Here is a 26791-nt window from a genome sequence, read left to right as displayed (position 1 = left end):
CGGTACTTTTCGTTCAAATTCGTTACCCCGATTACACAAAAAAGCCTCTTTCCACTTTCTGTTTTATCGTTGAGGGAATTTCGCAAAAAACTCTTACCGGCTAAGGTTTGTAGCTTTTTATCTGTAGCGACATTTTCATAAAAATTTACAATATTGCCCACATCTGCAAAGGTGGGGAGGCGGGGGAGGGCCGGCACCGGGGGGAGAACCGCTACCGGAGGAAGACCCGCCCGATGTACTCTTAATCGGGGAGAATAGCGCTAACCGGCAGTGGAGGGGCCACAACGGCATGAGCAAGGGGCACCGGCGTCGGCGCGTGTAAGCGAATCAACTGCGCCAAGGTACTCTTAAGATGAGTTCGCGGCACAATTGCATCCACAAAACCATGTTTGAGCAAATCTTCAGCACTTTGGAAATCTTCGGGCAGCTTTTCGCGTAGAGTTTGTTCAATGACGCGCCGGCCGGCAAAGCCAATCGTTGCTTTAGGTTCAGCAATAATAATATCTCCCAACATGGCAAAAGAAGCTGTTACGCCGCCGGTTGTCGGATTGGTCAAAATGGGGATATAAAGCAATTTTGCCTCGCGGTGGCGTTCCAGTGCCCCGGAAATTTTCGCCATTTGCATCAAACTCAACATCCCTTCTTGCATTCGGGCACCGCCAGACGCACAGACGATGATCACGGGGATGCGGTTTTTGGTAGCGTGTTCAATTAAGCGGGTGAGTTTTTCGCCCACCACAGATCCCATACTCCCGCCCATAAACCGAAAGTCCATTACGCCGAGGGCGATGGGTAAGCCTTCCAGTAAGCCGGTGCCGGTTTGGACGCCATCATTTAAACGAGTTTTTTCTTGATATTCTCGCAGCCGGTCGCCGTAAGATTTCCGGTCATAAAACTTTAGCGGATCTGTGGGACGCAGTTGTTCATCTAGGGGAGTCCAGCTGCTCGCGTCAATTAACTGGCGGATGCGTTCCTCGCTGTAGACTCGGATATGATGCCCGCATTCTAAACAAACTTTTTGGTTAGCCCGCAGGTCTTTGGTGTAGGTCAAAACTCCGCATTTTTCACATTTATTCCACAAGCCATCTGCAATTTCGCGTTCTTGCGTGTTTTGGCTCATGGGGCCGGTTTTCCGCCGGTTTGCAAACCAATCAAATAAAGACATGAAACCTCTACCTACTTGATGCCGATTAGTGCCTGCCGAGGGGTGCTTTTAAACTTTCTATTCTATTACAGGTTGGGGTCTTGTTCTTCGGCTTCGCTGGGACTAAGTAATAAAAGCGCTGTCCACCTGTGTTGAAGCGGTACTTGCAAGGCGGCGGGGCTTCCCATCCCCAGATAGGATGCTACTCCTAAGTCTAGGATGCGGTTGGGTATTTCATTAGCAGATAATATTTCTCCCAGAAATTCTGCTTCCCACCGGCTGCTGGTTGTTCTAATGGTTATCCAATTCACTTTAAACCTGCTACCTAAAAAAGGGTCTCCCATGAAGGCTTTATTCGTCTGTTGCACTAAATAAGTGAAGGTTCACAAAATTAGCGCAGGGGAAAGAATATTTGTAGGTAGGCGTTTAGTAAAGGTTGTCCCCAGATGGCGGTGACACCGGCACCGAGGGCAAGAAACGGGCCAAAAGGCATGGGTTTATTGCGTTCTAGCCATCCAAGGGCAATACCGGCACTGCCTGCTAGGGCGCCGGTGGCACAGGCAAGAAAGCCGGCAACAAGTAAGTATCTCCACCCCAACCACGCGCCCATCATAGCGGCGAGTTTAGCATCACCGGCCCCCATTGCGGTGCGTCCAAAGGCAAGGGAGCCGGTGATACTGATGATATCGAGAAGCCATATTCCTAAAACCATGCCAAAGATGCCAAACATGATTTGAGGGATGGGGTTATTATTATGGATGCCGAGAATGATTTGAAAAATTAAGCCTACCACTAACCCTGATTGAGTGAGGGGGTTTGGCAGAGTCATGGTGTCAAAATCGATTAAAGATAGGGCAAGCAACCAACTAAAAAATGCCCAATATCCGAGGGTTTGTAATTGAATCCCAAAGTGGAAATAAACGAGTAAAAATAATAAGGCGCTGGTGGCTTCAATAATGGGATAGCGTTTAGAAATAGGGCTTTTGCAATGGGCACATTTTCCTTTGAGACGTAACCAACCAAAAACGGGGATGTTTTCTGTGGCTTTGAGACGGGTGAGACAATGGGGACAACGGGAGGGGGGCCAAAGCAGGGATAGGCCGGCGGGGATACGGTAAACTACAACGTTAATAAAACTACCGATAGAAGCGCCGAGAAAGAAGACAAACAGGCCGGTGATTGTGTAGATCAGGGTATCGATCATAGGATTGAGAGATTAGTCATTACTTATTGCTTACTGACTATAGGATAGTGACTAATGACTAATGACTAATGCAGTTCTGATTCCATTTGCTCGAAGGGGATGAAGCATTCATCGGGTAATAAGATCGGTTTGCGGAAAAATATTACTTGTCCGCGATAGGTAAGGCGGCTGATGGCGACTCCCAGGGGTCGCTGGATGTGGTCGGGGTTGACTTGCTGGTAGGCACGATAAATTTTTCGGGCTGCTTTGAGGAGGGAGGGATCTAGCAGCTTGGGGATGTTTGGGTTTTCGATGTTCAGTTCTAGCAGTTGTGGAGCGTACACGGTGCCTACCCCTATGGTTTTTTGTTCTATTTAGGGTTTCTATCTGTGACTATAACAATCAGCGGGGCCGGTTGTGTTGTGGGTGTATCCCTCTTTCGAGGGAGTTTTTGGGGGGAGTTTAGAATTGAGGAACTTGTAGTTGTAGGGTTATGCCGGCGTAGTGTCTGGCAGCCGGTTAAAAATAAAATTTAATGAAGTACAGAAAATTTTTGTAAAAAACGCGATTTTTAGTAGACCACACTTATCTGAGAAACTGTATAACTGTTTTGGTGTTGCTTTTATTTCACCGGCTAGACTTAAAAAAGGATTGTTGGAAATATAGCTTCCAAAAAACTCCCAAATTTGTAAGACATCTTTAAGAGATTGATGAGGGATTTTTTTTATATCACCGGCCATAAAAATTTCAGCGCTTGTGACGATATGGCTAATAAAGTGAAATTTAGCTGATATTTTATAAAATGGGCGATACAGGATTTGAACCTGTGACCCCTTCCGTGTGAAGGAAGTGCGCTACCACTGTGCTAATCGCCCGCAGACTTCTAATATAACATCTGCCTTGCTCAAAAATCAACTATATGCGAGAAAAATTTTACTCATCTTGGGGGTATTCGTCCCAGAGAGTTGTATTTTGCCGCAGACTTTGGTAGTTGCCATTGCCTAAAATTAAGTGGTCGAGGAGGGGAATACTCAGCAGTTGGGCACCGGCCAGCAGTTGACGAGTAAGGCTAATATCTTCTGGGCTTGGTTCAACGTGGCCGGTGGGGTGGTTGTGGGCGACAATTAAACGAGTAGCACCGGCCCTTATCACTTCTCTAAAAATTTCGCGGGGATGGGCAAGGGTTTCGGTGGCTGTTCCCATCGTGATAACTTTGTTGGCAATTAGCCGGTTTTTTACATCTAACATTAATACTGCAAAAAGTTCTTGAGGTTGCCACATTAGGTCATGGCTGAAGGCTGCGGCTGCAATGTCGGGGTTTTCAATGATTGCGGCTTCGGGTGGTCGAGATTGAAATACTCTTTTTCCGAGTTCGACGGCGGCTAAAATTGTGGTGGCTTTGGCCGGCCCAATACCGTGTATTTGTGTGAGTTCGGGTACGCTTATGTCTCGCAAAACGGCTAGGGGATCTCTTTGGTTTTCGCTGAGTTTTTGCAAGATGTGCTGTCCGAGTCCGATGGCTGAGAGTTTGCCGGCGCCTTGGCCGGTGCCAAGCAAGATGGCGAGTAGTTCGGCTGTGGATAGGGTTTTTGGCCCGTAGCTCATTAGGCGTTCGCGGGGCCGTTCGGTTTCGGGGATGTCTAGGATTCTTAGGCTGTAGGTCATGGATGCACTTTTTATCCTTTTATGGATTTTATCTCTGTTGTTGCGGTTTTATGGGTTTTTTGATGTTTTTTTTAGGTTTGGTTCTTTGGGTTGTTATAAGATTAGGGTTGGGTTTTTGGTTTTGGGGGGTTTTTTAACCGCAGATGTAAAGCAGGCAAGATGCCTGCTCCACTGATAAATGCAGATGTGTTTTGAGGGGGTGGGGTGTTGATGGATGGTTTTTTTGAGGGAAATTATGGGGTTCCGAGAATTCCTGGGTTTTTGAATTTGCGAGGATATCAAAAGCAGGCGGTTGCTAATTGGTTTGCGGCGCAAGGACGCGGGACTTTGAAGATGGCTACGGGCAGTGGGAAGACTATTACTGCTCTGGCTTTGGTGACGGAACTTTATAAGAGAATTAATTTACAGGTTTTGTTGGTGGTGTGCCCTTACCGGCATTTGGTGTCACAATGGGCGCGGGAGTGTGAGAAGTTTAATTTGAGGCCGGTTTTGGCTTTTGAGTCGGTTAATAATTGGCAAGTTGAACTTTCTAGGCAGCTTTATAGTGTGAGAACTGGTCATCAGGTTTTTTTGACGGTTATTACTACGAATGCAACTTTGATTTCTGAGTCTTTTCAGTCTCAATTACGGTTTTTTCCGGCGAAAAGTTTGATTGTTGGTGATGAGGTTCATAATTTGGGTTCGCCTAGGTTGGGGGAATGTTTACCGCGTAATTTTGGGCTGCGTTTGGGTCTTTCTGCTACTCCTGAGCGTTATTTTGATGAGGAGGGAACTGAGGCGGTTTTTGACTATTTTGGTCAGGTTTTAGCACCGGAATTAACTTTAGGTGATGCTATTGGGCAAGGGGCTTTGGTTCGTTATCTTTATTATCCGATTTTGGTTTATTTAACGGAAGCGGAAACTGAGGCTTATTTACGTTTAACTACTAAGATAGGTTGGGCTTTGATGGACTGTGGGGAAGATTTTGCTGATGATGAGGTGGTGACTTCGCTTTTGATGCGGCGTTCTCGGATTATTGCTTCTGCTTCTAATAAGTTAAATGCTCTGCGAAAGGTGATGGTAAACCGGCTTAATACAACGCATACTCTTTTTTATTGTGGGGATGGTTCTATTGAGGGGGCTATTAGTCAGAAAAGCTCTCGACAATTGGCTGCGGTTTCGCGGCTTTTGGGTTCGGAGTTGGGTTATCGGGTTAATACTTATACGGCGATGACTCCGTTAAAGGAAAGGGAAAAGTTACGCCGGCAATTTGAATGTGGGGAGTTGCAAGGTTTGGTGGCGATTCGTTGTTTGGATGAGGGGGTTGATATTCCTGCTATTCAATCGGCTGTTATTTTGGCTAGTAGTACGAATCCTCGGCAGTTTATTCAGCGTCGTGGTCGCATTTTACGCCCTTATCCGGGTAAGGTTCGGGCTACTTTGTTTGATATGATTGTTAAGCCTCCAGATTTGGGTCGGGAAACTTTGGATGTGGAGCGCAATTTGTTACGAAAAGAGTTGAAAAGGTTTCTTGAATTTGCGGATTTAGCAGAGAATTCTGGGCAGGCTAGGATGGTTTTGTTGGAGCTTCAACGGCAGTATGGTTTGTTGGATATTTGAAGTAGTGAGTTTTTGGTGGTGAGGGCGGTAAAGTTTTTGTAAATGTTGGGTCTGGGCCGGTTTGGCTGTGGTAAGATTTTGGATAAAAGAATGAGGTTTTTATTTTTTTGGGAGAGAAAAAAAAGATGATGCAAGATTCGATGCAGGATATACAAGAACCGATTACAAAAGCGCCGCCAGAGGTGAGAGAAATTATTGAGCGGGTGTTGGAAATGGAGAAGGAAAAGCTTTATTTAAAAAATCCTCGGATTAATGATGATATTTTGAAGGTTGTTAAGGAAGTTATTCAATAAGGATGTTATTAAATAATGAAACTTATTTCGATTGTTCTTTGTAATTTTAGACAGTTTTTTGGGAAAACGCCAGAGATTAAGTTGGCTGGTGGGGAACGGAATACGACGATTTTACATGGCAATAATGGGGCCGGTAAAACTACTTTGATGAATGGGTTTACTTGGGTGCTTTATGAGAGGTTTACGGCGGCTTTTGCGGCGGAAGAGCAGTTAGTTAATAAACGTGCTTTGGCGGAAGTTGAGGTGGGTAATGGGGTGGCTTGTTGGGTGGAGGTTTTGTTTGAACATGATCATAAACGTTATCGGGCTCAGCGTATTTGTCGGGCTTATAAAAATGCGGATGGAGGTTTTGAAAGAGGGAAAAGTGAGTTAAAGATGTTGATAGAGGCGGATGGGGGCCGGTGGATTGTTCCGCCTCAACCTCCAGAGGATATTATTGGTAGGATTTTGCCGGAAAGTTTGCATAAATATTTCTTTTTTGATGGGGAGAGAATTGAGCAAATTGTGCGTTTTGAAAAAAAGGGTGAAATTGCGGAGGCGACTAAGGAGTTATTGGGGGTTGAGGTTTTAAATCGCTCGATTCGTCATTTGGGGGAGGCGAAAAAGTCTTTGGAAACTGATTTAAGGGGGTTTGGGGATTATGAAACGAAAAAGTTGTTGAGGGATAAGCAGAATTTTGAGCAGGAAGTTGAACGTTTGATGCAAAGACAAGGGGAAATTCAGCAGGAATTGGAGGATCAAGGGGAGATTAAAAAGACGATTGGTGGTCGGCGTTTGGAGTTGGAAGGTGCGGATAATTTACAACAGTTGCGGAATCAGTTGGAGGGGCAAAAAAGTGGGCTGGATCTGCAAATTCGTCAGGGGAAGAATGCTATTAAACGGGCGATTTCTGGGCGTGGTTATGCGGTTTGGTTGGGGGATTTAACGGCGGAGTTTCGGGGTTTGGTGGGGGGTTTGCGGGCTAGTGGTGAGTTGCCGGTGGGGATTAAGCAACAGTTTGTTTTTGATTTGTTGGAGAGGGGAAAGTGTATTTGTGGGGCGGATTTAGATGAGGGTTCGCATGGTCGTCATTTGGTTGAGGAGTGGATGGAAAAAGCCGGTGCGGAACAGGTGGAGGAGGCGGCTATTCGGATGGGGGTTTTGGTTGATGATGTTGATAAGCAAGGGGTGGAGTTGTGGGGGGAATTTGACCGGCAACAGGCAATAATTAATGATTGTCGGGTGCAGCTTTCTGAGGTGGAAAATCAGCTTGATGATGTGAAGAATAAGTTACGCAATTTTCCTGATGAGGATGTAAGTTTGTTGCAGCGCCGGTTGGATGATATTGATAAAAAGGTGAGTGAGTTAAATAAGGAGTTGGGGTCAAATGAGCAGCAAATTCATAGTTTGAATGGGGAAATTACGCGGTTGGGTAAGGAAATTGATAAGCAAAGAATGCAGGAAATACGCCAGGTTTTGGCGCAGCGAAGAATTGCGGCGGCCCAAGATGCGATTGACCGGCTTGTTGAGGTGAAAAATCGTTTGGATCGGCAGTTTCGTTTACAGTTGGAGTTGCGGGTTCAGGAGATTTTTCGGGGGATTTCTTTTACTCCTTATTTGCCAAGGTTGAATGAGAAATATGAGTTAACTTTGGTGGAAAATGTTGGGGATGTTGAGTGGCCGGTGGCTGCTTCGACGGGGGAAAATCAAATTTTATGTTTGTCTTTTATTGGGGGTATTGTTGATAGGGTGAGGGATTGGAGTAAGCGTAATACTTTGATGGGCCCGGATAGTAGTACGTTTCCAATTGTGATGGATTCTCCGTTTGGTAGTTTAGATGAAATTTCGCGGCGCCGGGTGGCGAATTGTTTGCCAAAGTTGGCTAATCAGTTGGTGGTTTTGGTAACGAAAACTCAATGGCGTGGGGAGGTTGCTGAGGAGATGGCGAGTTTTATTGGGCGGGAGTATGTGTTGGTTTATTATTCGTCTAAACCGGATTTTGAGGAGGATTTTATTGAGCTTAATGGGGTGCGTTATTCTTTGGTTCGGCAAAGTCAGAATGAGTTTGATTATACGGAGATTGTTGAGGTGGAACGTGGGAATGGTTTGGGTTTTTAAGATTTAATAAGGGTATTTCAAAAAGCCGGATCAGGGGGGGTAATTGCAATCCCCAGTGGCGCCGGCACCCTGCCTGCGATTGCTGCCCTACTCGCAGGCAGGATGCCTGCGCCACAGAAGCTGGCGCCATGACATCTGGGATAGATGTTCTACAAGGGGTATCGCTTTTACAGAAACCGGGTTTTTACAGCCAAATTGCTATAATTTTTTTAGGGCAATTTTTGAGGAATTTAGGTTTATGATAATTACAGAGCAAAATATCGGGACTGATAATTGGGTGAAGGTTAGCTGGGAGGAGTTTTTGGCATTGGCAAATGAGCCGAAATATGAGAAGGCTAAGTTTTATTATTATCAAGGATATATGAGGGTTGAAATGTCACCTGTTGGGCCACGTCACGGACGGCGAAATTCTATTATTCCTTATGTTGTGGCTTATTTTGCGGCCATCAGAAATATAGTCTTTGTGGAGTTTTCAAATACAAGTTTCAGAAAAGCTGGGTTAGATGAATTTCAGCCTGATGTGGCTTTTTATATTGGGTCTGATCTAAAGATACCAGATGATAGTGATTCTCCTGTGGATTTAAATCAATATGATCCGCCGACTTTAGTTGTAGAAATTGCTGCTTCTTCTTTAAGTGAGGATTTGGGGCGCAAGCGGTTACTTTATGAACGGGCAAATGTGCGAGAATATTGGGTAGTTGATGCAATTGACTTAAAAGTTATTGCTTTTGGAATGGGGGAGGGACGCAGTGGAGAAATTAAAGAGTCGCAAGTTTTGCCTGGGTTATCTATAGCTATTGTTGAGGAGGCTGTGCAACGCAGCCGTGAGGGAGATAATGGGGAAATTTTGCGCTGGCTAATCCAAACTTTTAGTTAGATAGTAGTTAGATTTAAGTTAGGGTTTAGAGGGGAAATATGGGTGCAAGTCGAATTAGAATTGCTAAAAATAAGGCGGATTTAGTTAAGGCTTTGGTGGATGGAGAGGAAACCACCGGCCCGTTTCAAACTTATGCGGATGCGATGGTTTTTGCGGCAAGTTTGGGTGCGCGGAAAAAAAAGCGTTTGCCTTTGGGAGAAGTGGCAAGAGAACCGGCTCCTATTGATGTTAATATTTTTATTAATCGTGGTTATGATTGTGTGATTAAGTTGTTGGCTGTTACGGAAATAAAAGATCTAAAAGTTTTGTCGCCGGTTGATATTAAGGCTGAGGAAATACGAGTTCAAATTTTTGAGGAATATGCGAATGGCGGCTTAGAAATTTTGCGGGAAGAGTTTCGCGGTGCGGTGGATTATACGGAGCGTCTTTTGTTGGTTATGGTGGAGGAAAGGCAAAAGGATATTGAGCCGGTGGAGGATTTTGATTTGAGCCGGTTTTTGACTTGATTGGGGGTGAGATATGAGGGGGGGTAATGGGTAATGGCGGGCAAGATGCCCGCCCCACTGGGTTTTTGCAGCTATACTAAAATGGGGGGCAAACCTACGGCTTTTGGTTGGACAAATTTGCCTTCAAAATTGATTGCTTTTCCTTCAATTGTTCGGGATTCTGCTAATTCTAATCGCAGTTCGGCGCGTTCTAAATCATCTTCAATTCCTCCCAAAATGTAAATTAATAATCTTGTGGCTAATTCTTTTCCTGAAACTAAAATGCGTTTTTTGTTGGGATCGTAGAGAACTCCATACCATAATGATTGTGGGAATTCCATATTACTGAAACCGCCATCTATATCAAACCGGCGCAGTTTTTGAAAGACTTGTTTGGGGGAATGGTGTTTTTTGAAAATCAAAATTCCTAATGCTTGGGCGAGGGCTACTTGTCCGATGGGACGAAATAAAATATTGCCTTCGCCTCCGTCTTTTTCAAAACTAAACCGGCGCATTTGGGGTGTTTCGTTTCCTTCTTCTAGTTTTTGATAGCTGAATAATTCGGAAAGATTATCAAATAAAAAATTAAATTCTTTGATTCCTTCTTCTAATTCTTCGTCGTCGGGACGGAGGGGGATTAAGCCTTTTTTGTCGATGGGTTTCCAATGGGGGAATTTATGGCTTAAATAGCGTTCCGACATTTCTTTTAAGGCTTGGAGGGTGGTTAATACGGTTGATTTGGCGGCGACGGTGGCGCTATCCCAATTGACGCGGGGGTTTCTGCCTTTTTTGGCTTTAAATAATGGGTGGCTGACGGCTATTTTGCGGGCGATAATTGAGAAGCCGTCGTCTTCGTTTAATAATGCTAGTTGTCCTTGGCTTAAATTGACGGCCATTAAGTTAACATGAACGAAGATTGAACGCACTCTTCGACTTGCGTCTTCGCGGGTTTCTCCTTGAGTGACGGCGGGGATAAATTCTATGCCGATTTTTTCTCTGGCGAGGTTTTGTAATTGGCTGTAGGTGAGTTGATATTTTTCTAGGAGTTGCTCTGTGGTTATGGCGCTTCCCACCGGCTTTTTAAATTTATTAAAGGGTTGCAATTTTCCGGTTTTTATGATACTAATTAAGCCTTGAATTCCCATGAGCCGGTGTTGCCCATCTAAGGCGTAAATGGCGATGTCTTCTGAGATGTCTAAAAGGCCGATAGTTTTGTCTTTATCGAGGGGGATAAAGTTAGTGGCTGATTGGGTAGCCACTCCGTTTTTGTCCCATTCTGGGGCGCTGGGATGGTCTACCCAGGGCGGGTTTTGGACGACTAAGACGGCGGGGAATTTGTGGTTTTTTCTGCCGATTAAATATTGGGCGAGGGAGGCTTGGCGTGACCAGTCTAGGGGGCGTTGAAAAAGCTCGTCGGCGGTGTCTTCATCGCGGATTATGTTGTCGGTTGTGGGGTCATGTTTTTGGCGAAAAAGAGGTAGTTGGGAGGCGAATCTAACTCGGCTTTCTAACCATTCTAGGCTTACTGAACCGATGTAGGCTTCGGTGTTTCCCATTTGGGTTTTTTGGACTAATATTTGATTGTTTCGTGAAAGTTGGCTGTCGAGTAAGAGGGCTAAGTTTTGCTGTTCTTCTTTTTGTTTTTGGTGGATATTGGCGGAAATGTGGCCGGCGGAGTCAGGGGTGCTTGGGGTCATGGCTTTAAGTTTTGTGAAACTTGAAGTGGTTTTTTAAAACTTATCGGTTATGCTATTGTTGTGTCAAGGTTGGGTTTTCAAATCTTTACATGGCTTGACCGGCCCGCCAGATGGCCAACACCGGCCCGCCAAATGGCCAAGACCGGCCCGAAAATATCAGGAGTGCAGTTTTTATGAAAACAGACCCTATTTTTTATAGTTTATTTAAACAGCTTCCTAGTAGTTTTTTTGAGTTAATTGGAAGGCCGGCTGAGGAAGCATTAAATTATCGATTTGACTCTGTAGAGTTGAAACAAACTGCTTTTAGAATTGATGGTTTGTTTGTGCCGGTTGTGGAAGATATAGAGAAGCCGGTGTATTTTGTGGAGGTACAATTTCGCCGCGATCCAAAGGTTTATTCGGGTTTATTTGCGGAGATTTTTGTTTATCTTCATCAAAATAATCCGGCGCAAGATTGGCGCGCTGTGGTGATTTATGAAACTCGCAGTCAGGAACCTACGGAGGTTTTACCTTATCAAGATTTGCTGAATTCTTTTAAGGTGACGCGGGTTTATTTGGATGAATTGACTGTCGAGGGGTTTTCTTCCATTGGTTTGAAAATTATTCAGTTGATGCTGTGTGCAGAAAATACAGCCCCGGAAATAGTCAGGGAATTAAGACAACGAACTGAGCAGGAGGTATCAGAAGAACAAACTCGAATTGATGTTCTAAAATTAATAGATACGGTGATTGTGTACAAGTTTGTCAACAAAACAAAGGAGGAATTAGCGGCTATGTTTGGAGTAGATGATATTAAACAAACTCGTTTGTATCAAGAAATTTCGGCAGAGGTTACTGCTCAAGTGGAAGATCAAAAAAACTTAAAAATTGTCAAAAATATGTTACGCCGAGGTGATTCTGTGGAATCTATTGCAGAAATTGTTGAGCTAGATATTGAGCGAGTTCGAGAAATTTCAAGGGAGTTAGAAAAAGAGCAAAATTAGTCCAAGTTATTGCTTTATTGGGGTCTAACCAGCCCCATTTACCCCACTCTAAACAATCCCCAATTCCCATGTTAATGCAATCTACTTTTGAATATGTGTTGCCGGTGATTCGCGGAATACAGGCGGGACGCGAGTATTATATTTCCATGTGTCCGTTGCGAGTTTTGCCGAAATTGTTTCCTTTGGATGATGAAGAAATTTCGCCAATGTTGCGGGCTTCTCGTAGTCTGAATAAACAACGGGTGCGGGAAATAGGCGGGTATATTCTTAATAATCCTAAAAGCTATATTTTTTCGGCGATGACGGTTTCTATTGATGCAGAAATTCAATTTGAGCCGGTGGGAAATGAGGCGGAGTTGCGGAAACTTGGCCGGCTTCGGGTGCCAATGGATGCGAGGTTTATTATTAATGATGGCAAACATCGCCGGGCTGCTTTTGAATTGGCTTTGAAAGAAAATCCTGAGTTGGGATATGAGACGGTGGCGGTGGTGTTTTTTTTGGATATTGGTTTGCAACGCTGTCAACAAATGTTTGCGGATCTAAATCGTTTTGCTGTGGTGCCGGAGACGTCGTTAAATATGCTTTATGATACGCGGGATAGTATGGCGAAAGTTGTGCGGGAAGTTGTTAAGGAAGTGCGGGTTTTTCGGGAGTTGACGGAGTTGGAAAGGGATAGAGTGCCGGTGCGTTCTGGTAAATTATTTACGCTGAGGGGTATTTATGGTGGTACGATGAGTTTGTTGGTAAATTTTCAGGGGGTTGATGTGGGCCGCAGGGTTGATTTGGCTGTGAATTTTTGGCAGGCGGTTTGTGGTTTAATTCCTGATTGGGAGTTGGTTTTGCAGCGGAAGATTTCGGCTTTTGAGGTGCGTCGAGATTTTGTGCATTGTCATGGAGTTGGTTTGGCTGCTTTGGGTGAGGTTGGTTCGGTTTTGTTGGGCCGGTTTCCTGATAGTTGGGAGGGGTCTTTGTCGGGTTTGTCTGCTGTTGATTGGTCGGTTTCTAATCCTCTTTTGCAGGGGGTTGTTGTTGGTAGGGGTGGGGTTTCTAGTTCTCGTCAGAGTTTGGAGTTTTTACGGGGGTATATTTTGGAGTGTTTGGGGGTTGTTTAGTTAGGGTATTGAAGGTTTTAAAACTTTTCAATACCCTTGCTAAAAGTTTAGCGCCATCCTAGCTTTGATTTTGCTTTATTTACTGCTATTCTTACAGCACTTGCACTGGCGGTGATTTTGTAAGACTTCTTGTTTGTACTAGGATCAATATTACACAAAACCACATTTCCCTCCCACACTTCGCTATCTCTTAACCAATTAAGTTGAGCAAGTTGTGAAACTTCTTCAGGAATAAAATTATTAGTTTCTGGCTCATAGGTGTAGTGTAGTAATTTCCCTAAAATTTCTAAACCCACACTTCTACCTAAAAGACAGTTTTCTTGGAATTTAGCAACATCCTCGACTTTCAATGTTTCAAACTGAGTCTCAAAAATATATCGGGTCTGGTTGCATTCTGAAAAAAATTGATTAAAGCAATTAATTAATGCTTCTGATGAGTTAGTAACATCGTAGTTTTTTAACTCATTATCCGGCTCATTTTCAAAAGCACAACTAATGGCTTTAGCTAGATAATTAATAGTATAAATTAACTTCTTCTTACTGTCAGGGGTAGCCTTAATTTTTTCTGTTTTATCCTGAAACATAGGAACTTGATCGATTACTTTTTTGAGAATTCCAACTCTTCCTTCAAATTCACCAAATGATAAGAGCAGTGATTTATCGAGGGCACGGGTTTGTGCCATATCTCGAAAGTCAGCTTGGCACTGGTTAAAGTCAGACTCTAAAACTAGAGTAATTGGAAAATCATTATTACCTATTAGCTCACTTTCAGGACTTTCGATTAGATCCCAGATGGCACGTTGACGATGCTGCCCATCCGTAATATCTAACTTAACACCGCGAGGAATAGCTACAAAACAAATTCCTCTCCCTAATTCGATTATCTTGATTTTGGTGGGATTGATATTTGCTGTGAGTGTTCCTAAAATCCAAGGTTTATTGTTTCTAGCTTTTTTAAGGATATAGTTTTTAATTTCTTCAGAATGGCCTTTTACGACTGGGCGATTTTTGCCTGAGTCAGGATCATTACCAGTGGAGGGTTTTGCTTGCAAAAGAATAGGTAAGTCGTGGGCGGGGACATTAATTTGTACCATTTTTCGCTGCCCCTGCTCCAACATTAAGCCTAAATAACACTTGTCACGATAATTTTCACCGAAGTAAGGCTCAAGTACATCATCAAGTCGCTGGTTTGCCTCAGAGGAGGATGAGTTTGGTTCTGACATATAATCTCACGGAAGCTGGTATAATTGTTTTTCCGTACCTCTTGAATTACATCACTCTTTCTCCAATTCAAAAATTTTATTTTCTCGGAGATTCGTGTTGTTTCGCAAGAAAGCAAGTAAGCTGAACGCCTATTTATTATAACCAGCATAGGAGCTCATTAAGGAAGGTACTGCGTAAAAAAGCAAATAATAAAGAACAAGCTCTACTTTATAGTAAAATGGAAAATTGATTATATCATTAAAGGCCCGGCCATGCAAATCAGGAGTTGCTTAACATGACAGAATTACAGCAAATGTCATTTTTTACACCGCGCAATGTTACCGAATTAGTTGAAGATATAAAAACTTTAAATAAAGAAATTCAAGAGTTATATTGTCTTGATGAAATTCCCTGGGTTATTGGATATAGCGGGGGCAAAGATTCAACTACAGTTTTGCAGCTTATCTGGAACGCTATTGCGGATATTCCATTAAAAGAAAGAAAGAAAAAGATTCACGTCATTACAACAGATACGCTTGTAGAAAATCCCTTTGTTTCTACTTGGGTAAGAAAATCAATTAATAGGATGAAATCTGCTGCTCAGGAAAAAAATATACCCATTGAACCACATTTACTTCATCCTACAGTCAAAGATACATTCTGGGTAAATTTAATGGGTAAGGGCTACCCTGCACCTCGAAATGGATTTAGGTGGTGTACTGATCGTATGAAAATTGAGCCCGTTAACCAATTTATCCGCGATATTGTGAGAGTTAACGGGGAAACAATAGTTGTTTTAGGTACTCGTAAGGCTGAAAGTAGTAGACGAGCAGCCACTATGAAAAAACATGAAGTGGGTAGGTTAAGGGATCGCCTTAGCCCAAATGCTCGTCTACCTAATTCCTTGATTTACACGCCTATCGAAGATTGGCGAAATGATGAAGTTTGGCTATATCTGAATCAATGGCCTAATCCTTGGGGACACAGTAATAAAGACTTATTTTCTATGTATCGGGGTGCAACAGCAGATAATGAATGTCCTTTAGTTGTTGATACTTCTACTCCTAGTTGTGGCGACTCTCGTTTTGGGTGTTGGGTTTGCACTATGGTTAGTCAAGATAAATCTATGGAAGCGATGATCCAAAATGATGTAGAAAAACAATGGATGCAGCCTTTACTTGATCTCCGTAATGAATTAGACGCTAAAAATGATCGAGAGCGAAGAGATTTCCGTCGTATTTATGGCAGAGTAGAACTTTTTGAGCGCAATTCTGAGGGGAAATTGTCAATTGAACCAATACCCGGCCCATATACCAAAGAATCGCGGGAATATTGGCTAAGAAGACTCCTCCAAGCTCAAAAACAAATCCAAGAAACAGCACCCCCAGAAATGCGGGATATCACCCTAATAACCCAAGAAGAACTAAGCGAAATAAGACGCATTTGGCTGGAAGAAAAACACGAATTTGACGACAGCCTCCCTGGCATATATCAAGAAGTCACCGGCCAACCATTTCAAGACACACGAACCGGCGCCGGCAACCCACTCCTGGGAACCGACGAATGGGCAGTATTAACTGAAATATGCCACGACGATCCCATGCACCTCGAACTAATGACAAGACTCCTCGACACCGAACGCCAATACTTCACAAAACCCAAACCCACCGGCATCTACAGCGACCTCGAAAAATGCTTTGACACCAGTTCCAGAAACGAAGACCAAGCCATCGACAACGCCCACTATCAATACAACCTAAAAACCACCATCAAAGAAATTACAGACAACCCCGAAAAACTCGAAAAATTTCGCGAAGTTATGAACACTCCCGAAGGTGAATCTAAAAAGCAAACTCTCCAACTACAAAAACTCAAAGAAACGGACACTAAGGAAGACAAACAACTCTCTTGGGCAGATTTAAAATTTGGTCAGGCAGAAACGACGGAAGAGGAGGATTAATGGTTTAATTTTTGCTAAATGAGGATTTTTTAACCGCAGATGTTAGGCGTAGCCGCGCGTAGCGCTACGCAAATGAACGCAGATGAATAGGATGGGTTTTCTGTTTTGGCACAGCTTTTGTGGCGCAGGCATCTTGCCTGCGATTGTCTTCACGTTTAATTAGTAATTAGCAATACGTCATGCAATTTTTAGAACTTACTCTGCAAAATTTTGGCCCCTATCAAGGTAAACAAATCATCAATCTTAGCCCGGAAATTGATGGAAATCACCGGCCTATTATCCTCTTTGGCGGCATGAATGGCGGCGGTAAAACAACTCTTATGGATGCCATTCGCCTCGCCCTTTATGGCATCCGGGCTCAATGTTCTACACGCGGAAATCTCAGTTACCCCGACTTTTTAAAACAAAGCATTAACCGTCATCAAACCGCCGACAGCGCCCGCATCGAACTCGCCTTTCAACACATTGAAGACAACCAAATCAAAAAAGTTAAAATCGTCCGCTATTGGTATCCCATTCTCAAAGACAACAAAGACACATTAGGCATCTTAGTTTACAGCGAAAACACCTCAGACTGGGAAGTAGACGAAGCCCTCACAGAAACCTGGGATGAATACATCGAAACCCTCCTTCCCCTCGGCATATCAAACTTGTTCTTATTCGACGGAGAACAAGTCAAAGAACTAGCCGAAATGGAAACTCCCCCCGAAACAGTCACCGGTGCCATCAAATCACTTTTAGGCTTAGAACTGGCCGAAAAACTTGGCATCCACCTCGACATATTACTCAACCGCAAACGCAAACAACTAGCCGATGCAGAACAAAAAACCACCCTCGACAAAATCGAAGAAAAACTTAAACAACTCTACAGCCAAAAAGAAGACGTAAAACAAGAACTAAGCAAATACCAAACCCGCGTAGATCGCGCCGAAAATAACCAACAAAAAGCCAGCCAAAAATTCCTCACCGAAGGCGGAAAAATCGCCGCCGAACGCAGCAACATTGAACAAAAGCTCAAAACCCTAACAGCACAAGCAGAAACCACCAGGCAAGCAATGGCAGAACAAGCCGCCGGCCCCCTTCCCCTCGCCCTCATCACCCCCCTACTCCAAGAAGCACAAATTCAAGCCGAAAAAGAAACCACCCAAACAAGCGCAAAAATCGCCCTAGAAGCGATGAACCAAAGAACAATCCGCCTCCTCAACTACCTCAACGAAATCGCCCTTAAACCCCAACAAATCGAGCAAATACAAACCTTTATTGACCAAGAAAACCAACAACTAGAACAACAAGCGCACAGCACAGAAAAACTCTGGCTAAACGCCGATGAAGCAACCATAAACCAACTAGAAACCCTCCTCAAATATCACATAACCGCCAGCCAAAATACAGCCCAACAAACACTACAAGAACTGCAAAAAATAGAAATAGAAATTGACAACACCGACCGCACCCTAGCCGCCGCCGCTTCCCCCGAAGTCTACGAAAAACTAGAAAAAGCCCTGCAAGAAGCCCAAAAACAAGTAGCAGAAGAAAAAGTCAACTACGAAACAACAAAACGGCAACTCGAAGACATCCAAAAGCAAATCATCAAAGTTCAAAAAGAACTCGAAGACTATAGCCAAAAACACATCACCAAAAGAAACAACGAACACATCATCAACGCCATCGCCAGAACCCAAAACACCCTAAAAGAATTTAAACAAAAAATAACCCTCAAAAAACTCAACAAACTGGAAATCGAAATAACTGAATGTTTCCGATATTTATTACACAAAAACGATCTCGTTCATCGGGTTGTAATAGACACCAACACCTTCAGTTTATCCCTTTATGATACCCAAGGAAAACCAGTACCGAAACACCGCATATCTGCCGGTGAAAAACAACTTTTAGCCATCGCCTTTTTATGGGGATTAGCCAGAGTTTCAGGCCGGCATCTTCCCATCGCGATTGACACACCATTAGGCCGGCTTGACTCCTCCCACCGATCTAATCTTGTAGAGAAATATTTTCCCACAGCATCCCATCAAGTCATCCTGCTTTCAACAGACACAGAAATAGGAGAAAATGAATTTAAAAAGTTGAAAGAACAAGAAGCAATAGCTCAAGAATATTTGTTAAAATATGACTCAGCAGGCCGGCAAACCATTATAGAAAAAGGATATTTTTGGTAGGGCGATGCACATACCACATCCACCGGCAATTACGCATTGAGCTAAAACACCGCTTATACACTTAACAATTATGGAACCACCAGTCGAAAGAATACGCCTATCCCAAACAGCCAGAGACCAACTAATCAAACTTAAAAGAAACACAAAAATAGACCAATGGAACATACTATGCCGGTGGGCATTTTGCCGGTCATTAGCCGAACCAAGCATCCCCTCACCCGTTCCCATCCCCGCCGATAGCAACCTAGAACTTACCTGGAAAATATTCGGAGGAGAAATGAGCGACATATTAACAATCGCCCTCAAACAACGCTGCCAAAAAGACAAGTTAGGAACAGACAAAGAAACCCTCGCAACCCAATTTCGCCTGCATCTACATCGCGGAATAGGTTATTTGGCCGGTGAACAAAAACTCAAAAAAATCGAAGACTTGATCCAGCTAACATTAGACTAAACAGCCATTACTCCCTAGTCATTAGTCATTAGTCCGCATTTAAAAAACTAATGACCAATGACACAGGACAAAGGACAATTTGCCCAATCCCGAATATAAAGAAACCTTAAACAAAAATCCCCCCTCTTTAAAATTTTTGTAAAAAGTGCCTCCCAGCAGGCCGGCCAAACAACCAGAATTAAATAAGCCGACATAGGCGTGGTTCGTAATAGCGCCAAAGCTCAACCACATAGCTTTTATGTCAGCGTACTTAATAAAACAATAAAAACTTTTGTGGACAGTTCCAGAAATTGGCATATACAATGTGGTAGAGACGTTCTCAACAACGCCTCTACCATAAGGGTCAAAATCACCGACCCCACAGACTGAACACAGAACACGATAAAAAACCTGTTAAATCCTTCAAGGATTAACTTTTACAAGTTTAAGAACAACCACAGTCTGGCCCTTCCCCCCGGAAGATCAAGACTAAAGACAAACTCAAAGCCCAAAATAGCCACGTCAGGAGAATGCAAAGATGGTAGTCGGAACTAAACCAGAAGTAACCAGCCAAAAACAAGAAGATTTATTAGGAATAAAAGGCATCGATCACATCGAATATTACGCAAGTAACGCCTTTCAAACAGCACATTTTTTCCGCACCGCCTTCGGATTTAAACCCATAGCTTATGCCGGCTTTGAAACAGGAGTCCGCGATCATGTTTCCTACGTCGTTAGACAAAGAAACGTCCGCTTTGTCTTCTCCTCATCCTTCGAGCCAAACAGCCCAATTTCCAAACATATAACCGAACACGGCGACGGAGTAAAAGACATCGCCTTTAAAGTAGATGATGCCGTAAAAGCCTTCAACGAAGCCGTTAAACGCGGTGCCGAACCCGTCCTCGAACCAACAGTTATGGAAGACGAAAACGGGCAAGCCATCAAAGCAACCATCGGCATTTGTGGAGACTTTGTACACTCATTCATTCAAAGAGATAACTACGAAGGCTCATTTTTACCAGGCTACGAACCCATCAAAAATCCTCCCCTCACTCTCTCCACCGGCCTACTTTCCGTAGACCACATGGTATTGTGTGTACCCAGCGGAGAAATTCAAAAATGGGTAGACCATTATTGCAACGTTTTAGGCTTCATCAACTCCTACAACCTAGACGTCAACACCCACGTCAGCGGAATGCACTACTCCATCGTGCAGAACAAAGTAGGTTCCATAAAACTTGCAATAGTCGAACCAGTTTCCGGCAGCCAAAAATCACAAATTCAAGAATTTTTAAACTATCATCGCGGCCCAGGAATTCAACACGTTGCCCTCCTGACAAACGACATGGTACAAACCATCCAATCACTACGCGGAAACGGCATCGAATTCCTACGCATCCCCGACACCTACTATGACGTCATAGAAGACCGTGTTGGCGACGTAGACGAAGACTTTTCTATGCTACGGGATCTAGGAATCTTAATCGACCGCGATCCCCAAGGATACCTCATGCAAATCTTCACAAAACCCGTCCAAAGCCGGCCTACCCTATTCCTAGAAATCATCCAGCGCAACGGCACCCAACTCTTCGGACACGGAAACATTGAAGCCCTCTTCAAAGCCGTAGAACGCGAACAATCCCTACGCGGAAACTTATAACTTGTCCTTTGTCATTTGTCAAAAGTCATTGGTAATGGGCAGATCAAAAAAACCCATTACCACCCTCCTAAAAATAAACCCAAAAAACCAACCAAAAACGCATTTAATTTATCCGCGTTTATCTGCGTTTATCTGCGGTTAAAAACCCTAAAAAACCCACAATAAAAAAATAACCCATACCATGACAGCAACAACCCCAAAAACATCAGCAGCCGAATACTGGAAACAACAACTCACCGGCCCCCTGCCAGTATTGCAACTACCAACCGACCGGCCCAGAACCGCCAGCCAAACCTATCAAAGCGCCACCCATTCCTTTGCCATACCCGAACTACTAAGCACCGGCCTACAGAACCTCAGCGAACAAGAACAAACCGACTTATTCACAATCCTTTTAACCGCCTTTAAAATTCTCCTCTATCGCTACACAAACACCGAAGACATAATCACCGGCACCACCAGCGGCAAAAACACCCTAGCATTAAGAACAAACCTCTCAGGAAATCCCACCTTTTTAGAACTACTCCAGCGAGTTCAACAAACCCTAAATCAAGCCTTAACTTACAAAGAATACCCCTTTGAAATTATCCTGCAAGAACAAAACCTCACCCCCCTTTCAATCTTCCAAGTAGGTTGTACAAAAGGCATCCTCTCCCCCCAATTTCCCCAAGTCGATTTGCATCTTTCCTTTAGCCACCTCAACGCAGAAATAGAAGGCATCATCGACTATAACAGCGAACTCTTTAACAGCGAAACCATCGAACGCATCACCGGCCATTATCAAACCATACTCCAAGACATATTAACCAGCCGCAACGAACCAATCAACAGCTATCAAATACTCACCCAACCCGAAATCACCCAAATCACTCAACAATGGAATAACCTAAGCGCAGAGTACCCCAAAGATAAATGCTTACATCAATTAATTGAAGAACAAGTCGAACGCACCCCCGACTCCATCGCCGTTAAATTTAACGACCAAAGCCTAACCTACCGGCAACTCAATAATCAAGCAAATCAACTCGCTCACTATCTGCAAAAATTAGGTATTGGCCCAGAAGTTCGGGTGGGAATTTGTGCGGATCGTTCCCTAGAAATAGTAATTGCATTCATCGCCATATTTAAAGCGGGAGGCGTTTACGTTCCCCTCGATCCAAGCTATCCAAAAGACCGGCTCGCCTACATGATAGAAGACTCCAATGTGCCGGTATTACTCACCCAAACTCCCCTCGTTTCCCAACTGCCAAAAACCAACGCACAAATTCTCTGCCTAGACGAATTATTAGGGGCCGGTTTATCAATCAACGCCGAAGAAAATACCAACCTCAAAGAACCCGCCATTGCCCCAGAAAGTCAAGAGAATTTAATCACAACAACTACCCAAAACAACGCCGCCTATATTCTGTACACATCTGGCACCACCGGCAAACCGAAAGCAGTTGTCGCCGAACATGGAAACTTAATGAATTATATTCTGACAGCCCAGGATAAATTCAAGTTTGAATCAAGCGATATCATGCCATGTATTGCCAGATTTTCCTTTAGTATTTCCTTGCTGGAAGTATTAGGGCCCTGGATGGGTGGTGGCACTTCTGTTGTCATTTCCCGCGAAAACGTTTTAGACATGAGCCGACTTGTTGCCGGTTTTGATTCACTTACCAACGTTCATTTAACCCCCAGCTTAATGCGGAAAGCCGTTGATTATATCAACGCCCAAAATTTACCACCCGAAAAATTCAACAATATTCGGCGTGTTTTCATGGGAGGCGATACCGTTGCCCCCGACTTAATCGAAGATGTCAAACCCATCTTTAAAAACGCCCAAATTTATATCCTTTACGGATGCAGTGAAACCACAACTCTTTGCTCAAATTATCCGGTTTGCCGAGAAACAAAAGCGGTAAAAAACATCATTGGCAGCGCTTTTAATAACGTGCGAATTCGGATTTATGATCCCTATCAAAACCTTGTGCCGATAGGCGTTCCGGGTGAGATATATGTAGGCGGTGCCAGCATCACACGCGGCTATGCCAACCGCGAAGAATTAACCCGCGAAAAATATGTGGTGATCGACGGAGAAAGATTTTACAAAACCGGCGACGTCGGACGATTTTTAAATGATGGCAAAGTTGAATTGTTGGGACGAACAGACTTTCAAGTATCTCTGCGGGGCTTCCGTATTGAAGTTGCCGAAATTGAATCAGTCTTAAGACAACACCCAGATATTCACGATGCTGCTGTGACTGCCAGAGAAGATATCCCTGGCGATAAACGCTTAGTTGCCTATATTGTTTTAGAAGGAAAAAAACAGCCAAAAACCAAAGAATTGCGGGAATATTTGGCAGAGAAATTACCAGATTATATGATTCCTTCGGTGTTTATGGTGTTGGAAGCATTGCCGGTGACACCAAATGGAAAACAAGACCGAAAAGGGCTACCTCAGCCTCCTTTAGAACAAGAACGGGATGCAGAAACCGAGTATATAGAGCCTCGTGATGAAGTAGAAACCAAACTTGCTAAGATTTGGCAAAATGCTTTGAATATTAATCGCGTTGGTATCAAAGATAACTACTTTGAACTCGGCGGAAATTCCTTGCAAGCTGTAACAGTTTTTGCAGAAATTCAAAAAGAGTTTGCCAAAAGTTTACCCCTGGCAACGCTTCTTAGTGCCCCCACCATTGAACAAATTGCAAAAATCCTAGGGGATGAGCAGCAAAATGTTAGCTGGTCTTCTTTAATTCCGATTCAGCCAAAAGGCTCTAAACCGCCGTTATTTTGCGTTCACGCCGCCGCCGGCAATGTGTTATTTTATCGAGATTTAGCGCGGCTTCTTGGCGAAGATCAACCTGTCTACGGATTGCAAGCCCAAGGATTAGATGGGATCAAATTTCCTCTCACCTGCGTAGAAGAAATGGCAGCTTACTATCTCCAAGAAATACGTACTCTACAAATCAAAGGGCCTTATCATTTAGCAGGATATTCGTTTGGTGGTGCGGTGGCTTTTGAGATGGCACGACAACTACAAGCCGATGGAGAAACAGTGGGTTTACTCGCTTTATTAGATAGTCCATCCCCAGACTTATTGCGGCAAGGCGATAATAATTTAGTCTCTGGTGAGCGTTTGTCAAACCACTTGAGCAACTTAAGCCAACTGGGAATGAAAGAAAAATTCAATTATGTTGTCGATAAACTTCAATGGAAAGTCAAGAAATATAAGCGTAAAGCGTTGTACAGAATTTCTAAAATGTACCAAAAAAGGGGGCATCAATTACCAGAAATGGTAAAAAATCAATTACTAACAGAAGCACATCGGCAAGCAGCCGCAAAATATAATCCACCGGCCTATCAAGGAACGGCAGTTTTATTCCGTGCCAGTATTCAGCCGGTGAAATATTACAACAAAGCGGATATGGGTTGGAGAGAATTTATTGCCGATGGTTTAGAAATTCACGAAGTCCCTGGAAAACACGATACTTTGGGTACGGATGGTGTGATGAGTCTACCAAATGTCGAGGTACTTGCCAGAAAATTAAAAGCTTGTTTAGAGAAAGTTAATGCTTAATCATTAGTGGTAAGCTGTTGAGAGTTCATGGCTCATTATTTAGAGTTTCAATTTTAAGAAACAATAAAGAGCCATGAACTTTGCAATTTCAAGATTCAAGAATAAACAATGAAAAATCGGCTGGTTAAATTGTTGAGATCGCCAACCCTGAAAGTAATGATATTAACCTTTGTGGGGATGTTGTTGGGGTTGCTTGCTGATATTTTGATTGCGGCAAAACTTGGTACTAGCATAACTGCTGATGCTTTAATAATTGGTTTGAGCTTGCCTCGCATTAGCGATATTGTTTGGCGTGAGGGAACTCGTTTTAGCTTAGTGCCGCTATTTTTGGAGTACAAAGTTAAGGCTAACGAACAAGAATATAATCGCTTTGTTAGTGGAATTGTAAATTTATCGTTGGTGGTTGGTTTAGTTATAGCTTTGGTGTTAGCAATTTTCGCCCCAATCATTGTCATTGCCCTTGCGCCCGGATTTTCAAGTGAAGGTAGAAGGGAAGCTGCTTTTTTACTACAAGCCTCAGCCCCTATGGCGCTTTTTGCACCACCTATCGCGGTTTTAAGTGTGGTTTTAAATAGCCAAAAACGCTTTAGTGTGGTAGCTTTGAGAAATGCAGCTGCACCGGCAGTTGTAGTCGCTGCTATCGCTTTTGCATGGAATTTTAATAACATTTCCCTCTGGGTTGCTTTGGCTTATAGTGTTGGGTTTGGTGCTTTTTTCGTGATGGTGTTTATTGATGCCTTCAAAGCCGGTCATCAACATCAATGGAAAGCTTGGGTTTCTAAAGAAGATTTATCCGGTTTGTGGGAAGCAGGCTTTTTACCTACGTTCGGTTTTATTCTCAGACAAGCGGCTAATTTAATTCGCAGTCAATTATTACCATCTTTGGTGGGCGTTGGCGGAGTTTCGATGTTATATTTTGCGATGAGAGTTGTTTCTGCTGCTCAAACTTTGTTAGGGATAAGTATTGCTACCACCAGTCTGCCGGCAATGACAGAAGATGACCTGGCCGGTAAAAAATCTCGTTTGGGTTCTGCGTTACGGCGGAATCTTAAATCAGCTTTATTAATAACAGTGCCCGCCACCCTCTTTATCGCCTTATTCAATCAGCAAATTATTGAAGGATTGTATGGACGTGGTTCCTTCGGAGAAGCTTCTATACAGCAAACTTCCGATGTATTTTTGTGGTTCGGGATGGGGTTAGTATTTGCTTGTATAATTCCGTTATTGGAGGGCGGGCTGTATGCTCAAAGAAAGTATCTTTTATTGTTTTACACAATGGTGTCTATGTCGTTTGTCGGGGTGTTTATGAGTTGGTTGTTTTTGCAATGGCAAGGTTTGGCTGGCATTGCAATGGGTGCCAGTTTAATGTTGGTTATTAATGTGGGCGTGATTCTGTATTTTTTAGAAAAGACCGGCGTTTCTTTGTTTGCCAAATTTAATGCAAAATAAAGAATTTTTGGGAATTGAGAACAGAAGCTATGGTTCCCCTGCGTCCCCAATTCCCTAGGTTTTATTTTAGCATCCCAGAAATTTCCTCAGCATAAGCTTTTGCTGTAGCTTCCCAGGTTAGCAAATTTTGATTAGCGACAGGAGAATTTGGCTTTTGTAATTGTTGTAACAGCAGCGCCGCACCAGCTTTAGGCTTTTGGGAATCTACCGGAATAATTGCCTGTCCACCAGCTTCTATTCCGGCTTCGTTGCTTTGACTAACGACCACCCAACGGCCAAAAGATGCCGCTTCTGCAATGGGAAAACCAAAGCCTTCCTGATCAGATAAAAATACAATTGCGGAGGCTTTGCGATACCATTCGGCTAATTCGTTATCTGGAATATGACCGTGATAAGTTACCCAAGGTAATGATTCAATTGATTTCAAAAATGCCTCACCCGCAGATTGAGTTGTGGTATTCATTCCTCCGACTAGATGTAATTCCCAACCTTCTCCACTGCTCTCTCGCAATGCTGAGACTAAAGCAACGGCTTCAGGAAGACGTTTAGCCACAGGATCAATGCGTCCAACCGATAACAAAAAGGGGCCGCTCGGCATCTGCACCGGCACGGATTTTAAATTCACCAACGGCGAGTCTGCACCATTGGGAATTGCTTTTAATTTCTCTTTTAAATTTGATTGAGGACGAAAATGTAATAAATCTTTTTCTGTGGCTTTGCTAACCGCAATAATTTTTCGACTAAACCGAATCGAAGCATCAAGATAAATCGCAGATCGTAAGGCAGTTTTTAGGCGATCTCCATATTTATTAGCGTTTTTCCATTCGTTAACATCGTGAATAACCGCAAGGGTAGGGGGATGCCAAGGCAGTACAATAGGATTAGATAACCAAACAACTGTTTTGACGTTTTCTTTGTTACAATAAGTGCTGAAACTTGTCGCCACCCAAGCGTAGCGCTTGCTTGGTGAGTAATCAAGAAACGGCACAATTTTTGTGTAATTCTCTAACTTTTGTAAGGCCGGAGTTTTGTCAAATGCGTTGGGTGAAGCAAATATTTTTACCGGAATATTTAGGCCGATCAATTGCTCGATTAAAGGTGGCAATAATCTTTCCAGATATTGGCCAATTCCTAAACGTGGTCCTAGATAATGCGCGATTAAAGCAACTGTCATAGTTTTCGAGAAAAAGTAATTGGTAATAAGTGGTT

21 protein-coding genes and 1 tRNA gene are annotated in these 26791 nt (G+C 43.4%); 13 read left to right on the top strand and 9 right to left on the bottom strand.

Features of this window, described 5'->3' with window-relative positions; all coding sequences use genetic code 11:
* Positions 1 to 241: 241 nt before the first annotated feature.
* The 6 genes from accD to radC all read right to left on the bottom strand — a co-directional run bounded on the left by accD (position 242) and on the right by radC (position 3992).
* On the bottom strand, positions 242 to 1165 hold the full coding sequence (accD, locus tag NG798_RS06115; protein ID WP_261221097.1) for an acetyl-CoA carboxylase, carboxyltransferase subunit beta: 924 nt from the start codon (positions 1163 to 1165) through the stop codon (positions 242 to 244).
* A 65-nt stretch (positions 1166 to 1230) separates the two neighbouring features.
* Positions 1231 to 1455, bottom strand: coding sequence for a hypothetical protein (locus NG798_RS06110; protein ID WP_261221096.1), 225 nt, complete (start codon positions 1453 to 1455; stop codon positions 1231 to 1233).
* An 80-nt stretch (positions 1456 to 1535) separates the two neighbouring features.
* On the bottom strand, positions 1536 to 2345 hold the full coding sequence (locus NG798_RS06105; RefSeq protein WP_375338953.1) for a prepilin peptidase: 810 nt from the start codon (positions 2343 to 2345) through the stop codon (positions 1536 to 1538).
* A gap of 68 nt (positions 2346 to 2413) precedes the next feature.
* Positions 2414 to 2671 (bottom strand): hypothetical protein, encoded by a 258-nt coding sequence (locus NG798_RS06100; RefSeq protein WP_261221094.1) that lies wholly within the window; start codon positions 2669 to 2671, stop codon positions 2414 to 2416.
* Between the two features lie 459 nt (positions 2672 to 3130).
* Positions 3131 to 3202 (bottom strand) — tRNA-Val (locus NG798_RS06095).
* A 58-nt stretch (positions 3203 to 3260) separates the two neighbouring features.
* On the bottom strand, positions 3261 to 3992 hold the full coding sequence (gene radC, locus NG798_RS06090) for a DNA repair protein RadC (RefSeq protein WP_261221093.1): 732 nt from the start codon (positions 3990 to 3992) through the stop codon (positions 3261 to 3263).
* 210 nt (positions 3993 to 4202) lie between these two features.
* Here radC and NG798_RS06085 point away from each other — a divergent pair, with 210 nt between their 5' ends.
* The 5 genes from NG798_RS06085 to NG798_RS06065 all read left to right on the top strand — a co-directional run bounded on the left by NG798_RS06085 (position 4203) and on the right by NG798_RS06065 (position 9364).
* Positions 4203 to 5591: a DNA phosphorothioation system restriction enzyme gene (locus NG798_RS06085; RefSeq protein ID WP_261221091.1), complete on the top strand. Its 1389-nt coding sequence runs from the start codon at positions 4203 to 4205 to the stop codon at positions 5589 to 5591.
* A gap of 125 nt (positions 5592 to 5716) precedes the next feature.
* Positions 5717 to 5884, top strand: coding sequence for a hypothetical protein (locus NG798_RS06080; RefSeq protein ID WP_261221089.1), 168 nt, complete (start codon positions 5717 to 5719; stop codon positions 5882 to 5884).
* 15 nt (positions 5885 to 5899) lie between these two features.
* Positions 5900 to 7981 (top strand): AAA family ATPase, encoded by a 2082-nt coding sequence (locus NG798_RS06075; protein WP_261221087.1) that lies wholly within the window; start codon positions 5900 to 5902, stop codon positions 7979 to 7981.
* A 238-nt stretch (positions 7982 to 8219) separates the two neighbouring features.
* Complete coding sequence (locus tag NG798_RS06070) at positions 8220 to 8858, top strand: Uma2 family endonuclease (protein WP_261221085.1); 639 nt, start codon at positions 8220 to 8222, stop codon at positions 8856 to 8858.
* 38 nt (positions 8859 to 8896) lie between these two features.
* The gene (locus tag NG798_RS06065; protein WP_261221084.1) at positions 8897 to 9364 is read left to right on the top strand and encodes a DNA phosphorothioation-associated protein 4; all 468 of its coding nucleotides are present in this window, start codon (positions 8897 to 8899) and stop codon (positions 9362 to 9364) included.
* Positions 9365 to 9435: 71 nt separating this feature from the next.
* Here the strand turns inward: NG798_RS06065 and NG798_RS06060 are convergent, their stop codons facing one another.
* Positions 9436 to 11040 carry a DGQHR domain-containing protein gene (locus tag NG798_RS06060; RefSeq protein WP_261221082.1) on the bottom strand — a complete coding sequence of 535 codons (1605 nt, stop codon included), beginning with the start codon at positions 11038 to 11040 and terminating at the stop codon, positions 9436 to 9438.
* Positions 11041 to 11213: 173 nt separating this feature from the next.
* Between NG798_RS06060 and NG798_RS06055 the strand changes: the two genes are divergently transcribed.
* On the top strand, positions 11214 to 12023 hold the full coding sequence (locus tag NG798_RS06055) for an Rpn family recombination-promoting nuclease/putative transposase (RefSeq protein ID WP_261221080.1): 810 nt from the start codon (positions 11214 to 11216) through the stop codon (positions 12021 to 12023).
* 68 nt (positions 12024 to 12091) lie between these two features.
* Entirely contained in the window at positions 12092 to 13135 is a 1044-nt protein-coding gene (dndB, locus tag NG798_RS06050) for a DNA sulfur modification protein DndB (RefSeq protein WP_261221079.1), read from the top strand.
* Positions 13136 to 13182: 47 nt separating this feature from the next.
* On the opposite strand, the gene NG798_RS06045 is transcribed toward dndB, so the two are convergent.
* Positions 13183 to 14358, bottom strand: a complete 1176-nt coding sequence (locus NG798_RS06045) for a DNA sulfur modification protein DndB (protein WP_261221077.1) — start codon at positions 14356 to 14358, stop codon at positions 13183 to 13185.
* A 275-nt stretch (positions 14359 to 14633) separates the two neighbouring features.
* On the opposite strand from NG798_RS06045, the gene dndC reads away from it, so the two are divergent.
* From dndC to murJ, 6 genes are all read left to right on the top strand, one after another.
* The gene (dndC, locus tag NG798_RS06040) at positions 14634 to 16298 is read left to right on the top strand and encodes a DNA phosphorothioation system sulfurtransferase DndC (RefSeq protein WP_261221076.1); all 1665 of its coding nucleotides are present in this window, start codon (positions 14634 to 14636) and stop codon (positions 16296 to 16298) included.
* Between the two features lie 179 nt (positions 16299 to 16477).
* The gene (dndD, locus tag NG798_RS06035) at positions 16478 to 18475 is read left to right on the top strand and encodes a DNA sulfur modification protein DndD (protein WP_261221074.1); all 1998 of its coding nucleotides are present in this window, start codon (positions 16478 to 16480) and stop codon (positions 18473 to 18475) included.
* A 70-nt stretch (positions 18476 to 18545) separates the two neighbouring features.
* Complete coding sequence (dndE, locus tag NG798_RS06030) at positions 18546 to 18929, top strand: DNA sulfur modification protein DndE (RefSeq protein ID WP_261221072.1); 384 nt, start codon at positions 18546 to 18548, stop codon at positions 18927 to 18929.
* 517 nt (positions 18930 to 19446) lie between these two features.
* Entirely contained in the window at positions 19447 to 20568 is a 1122-nt protein-coding gene (gene hppD / locus NG798_RS06025) for a 4-hydroxyphenylpyruvate dioxygenase (protein WP_261221071.1), read from the top strand.
* A gap of 181 nt (positions 20569 to 20749) precedes the next feature.
* Positions 20750 to 24133 (top strand): amino acid adenylation domain-containing protein, encoded by a 3384-nt coding sequence (locus tag NG798_RS06020; RefSeq protein WP_261221069.1) that lies wholly within the window; start codon positions 20750 to 20752, stop codon positions 24131 to 24133.
* 108 nt (positions 24134 to 24241) lie between these two features.
* Positions 24242 to 25582 (top strand): murein biosynthesis integral membrane protein MurJ, encoded by a 1341-nt coding sequence (murJ, locus tag NG798_RS06015; RefSeq protein WP_261221067.1) that lies wholly within the window; start codon positions 24242 to 24244, stop codon positions 25580 to 25582.
* Between the two features lie 61 nt (positions 25583 to 25643).
* Here murJ and NG798_RS06010 read toward each other — a convergent pair whose 3' ends face one another.
* Entirely contained in the window at positions 25644 to 26756 is a 1113-nt protein-coding gene (locus NG798_RS06010; RefSeq protein ID WP_261221065.1) for a glycosyltransferase, read from the bottom strand.
* Positions 26757 to 26791: the final 35 nt, after the last annotated feature.

The sequence above is a fragment of the Ancylothrix sp. D3o genome (assembly GCF_025370775.1).
Lineage (GTDB): Bacteria > Cyanobacteriota > Cyanobacteriia > Cyanobacteriales > Oscillatoriaceae > Ancylothrix.
This window is presented reverse-complemented; position numbering and strand designations above follow the sequence as displayed.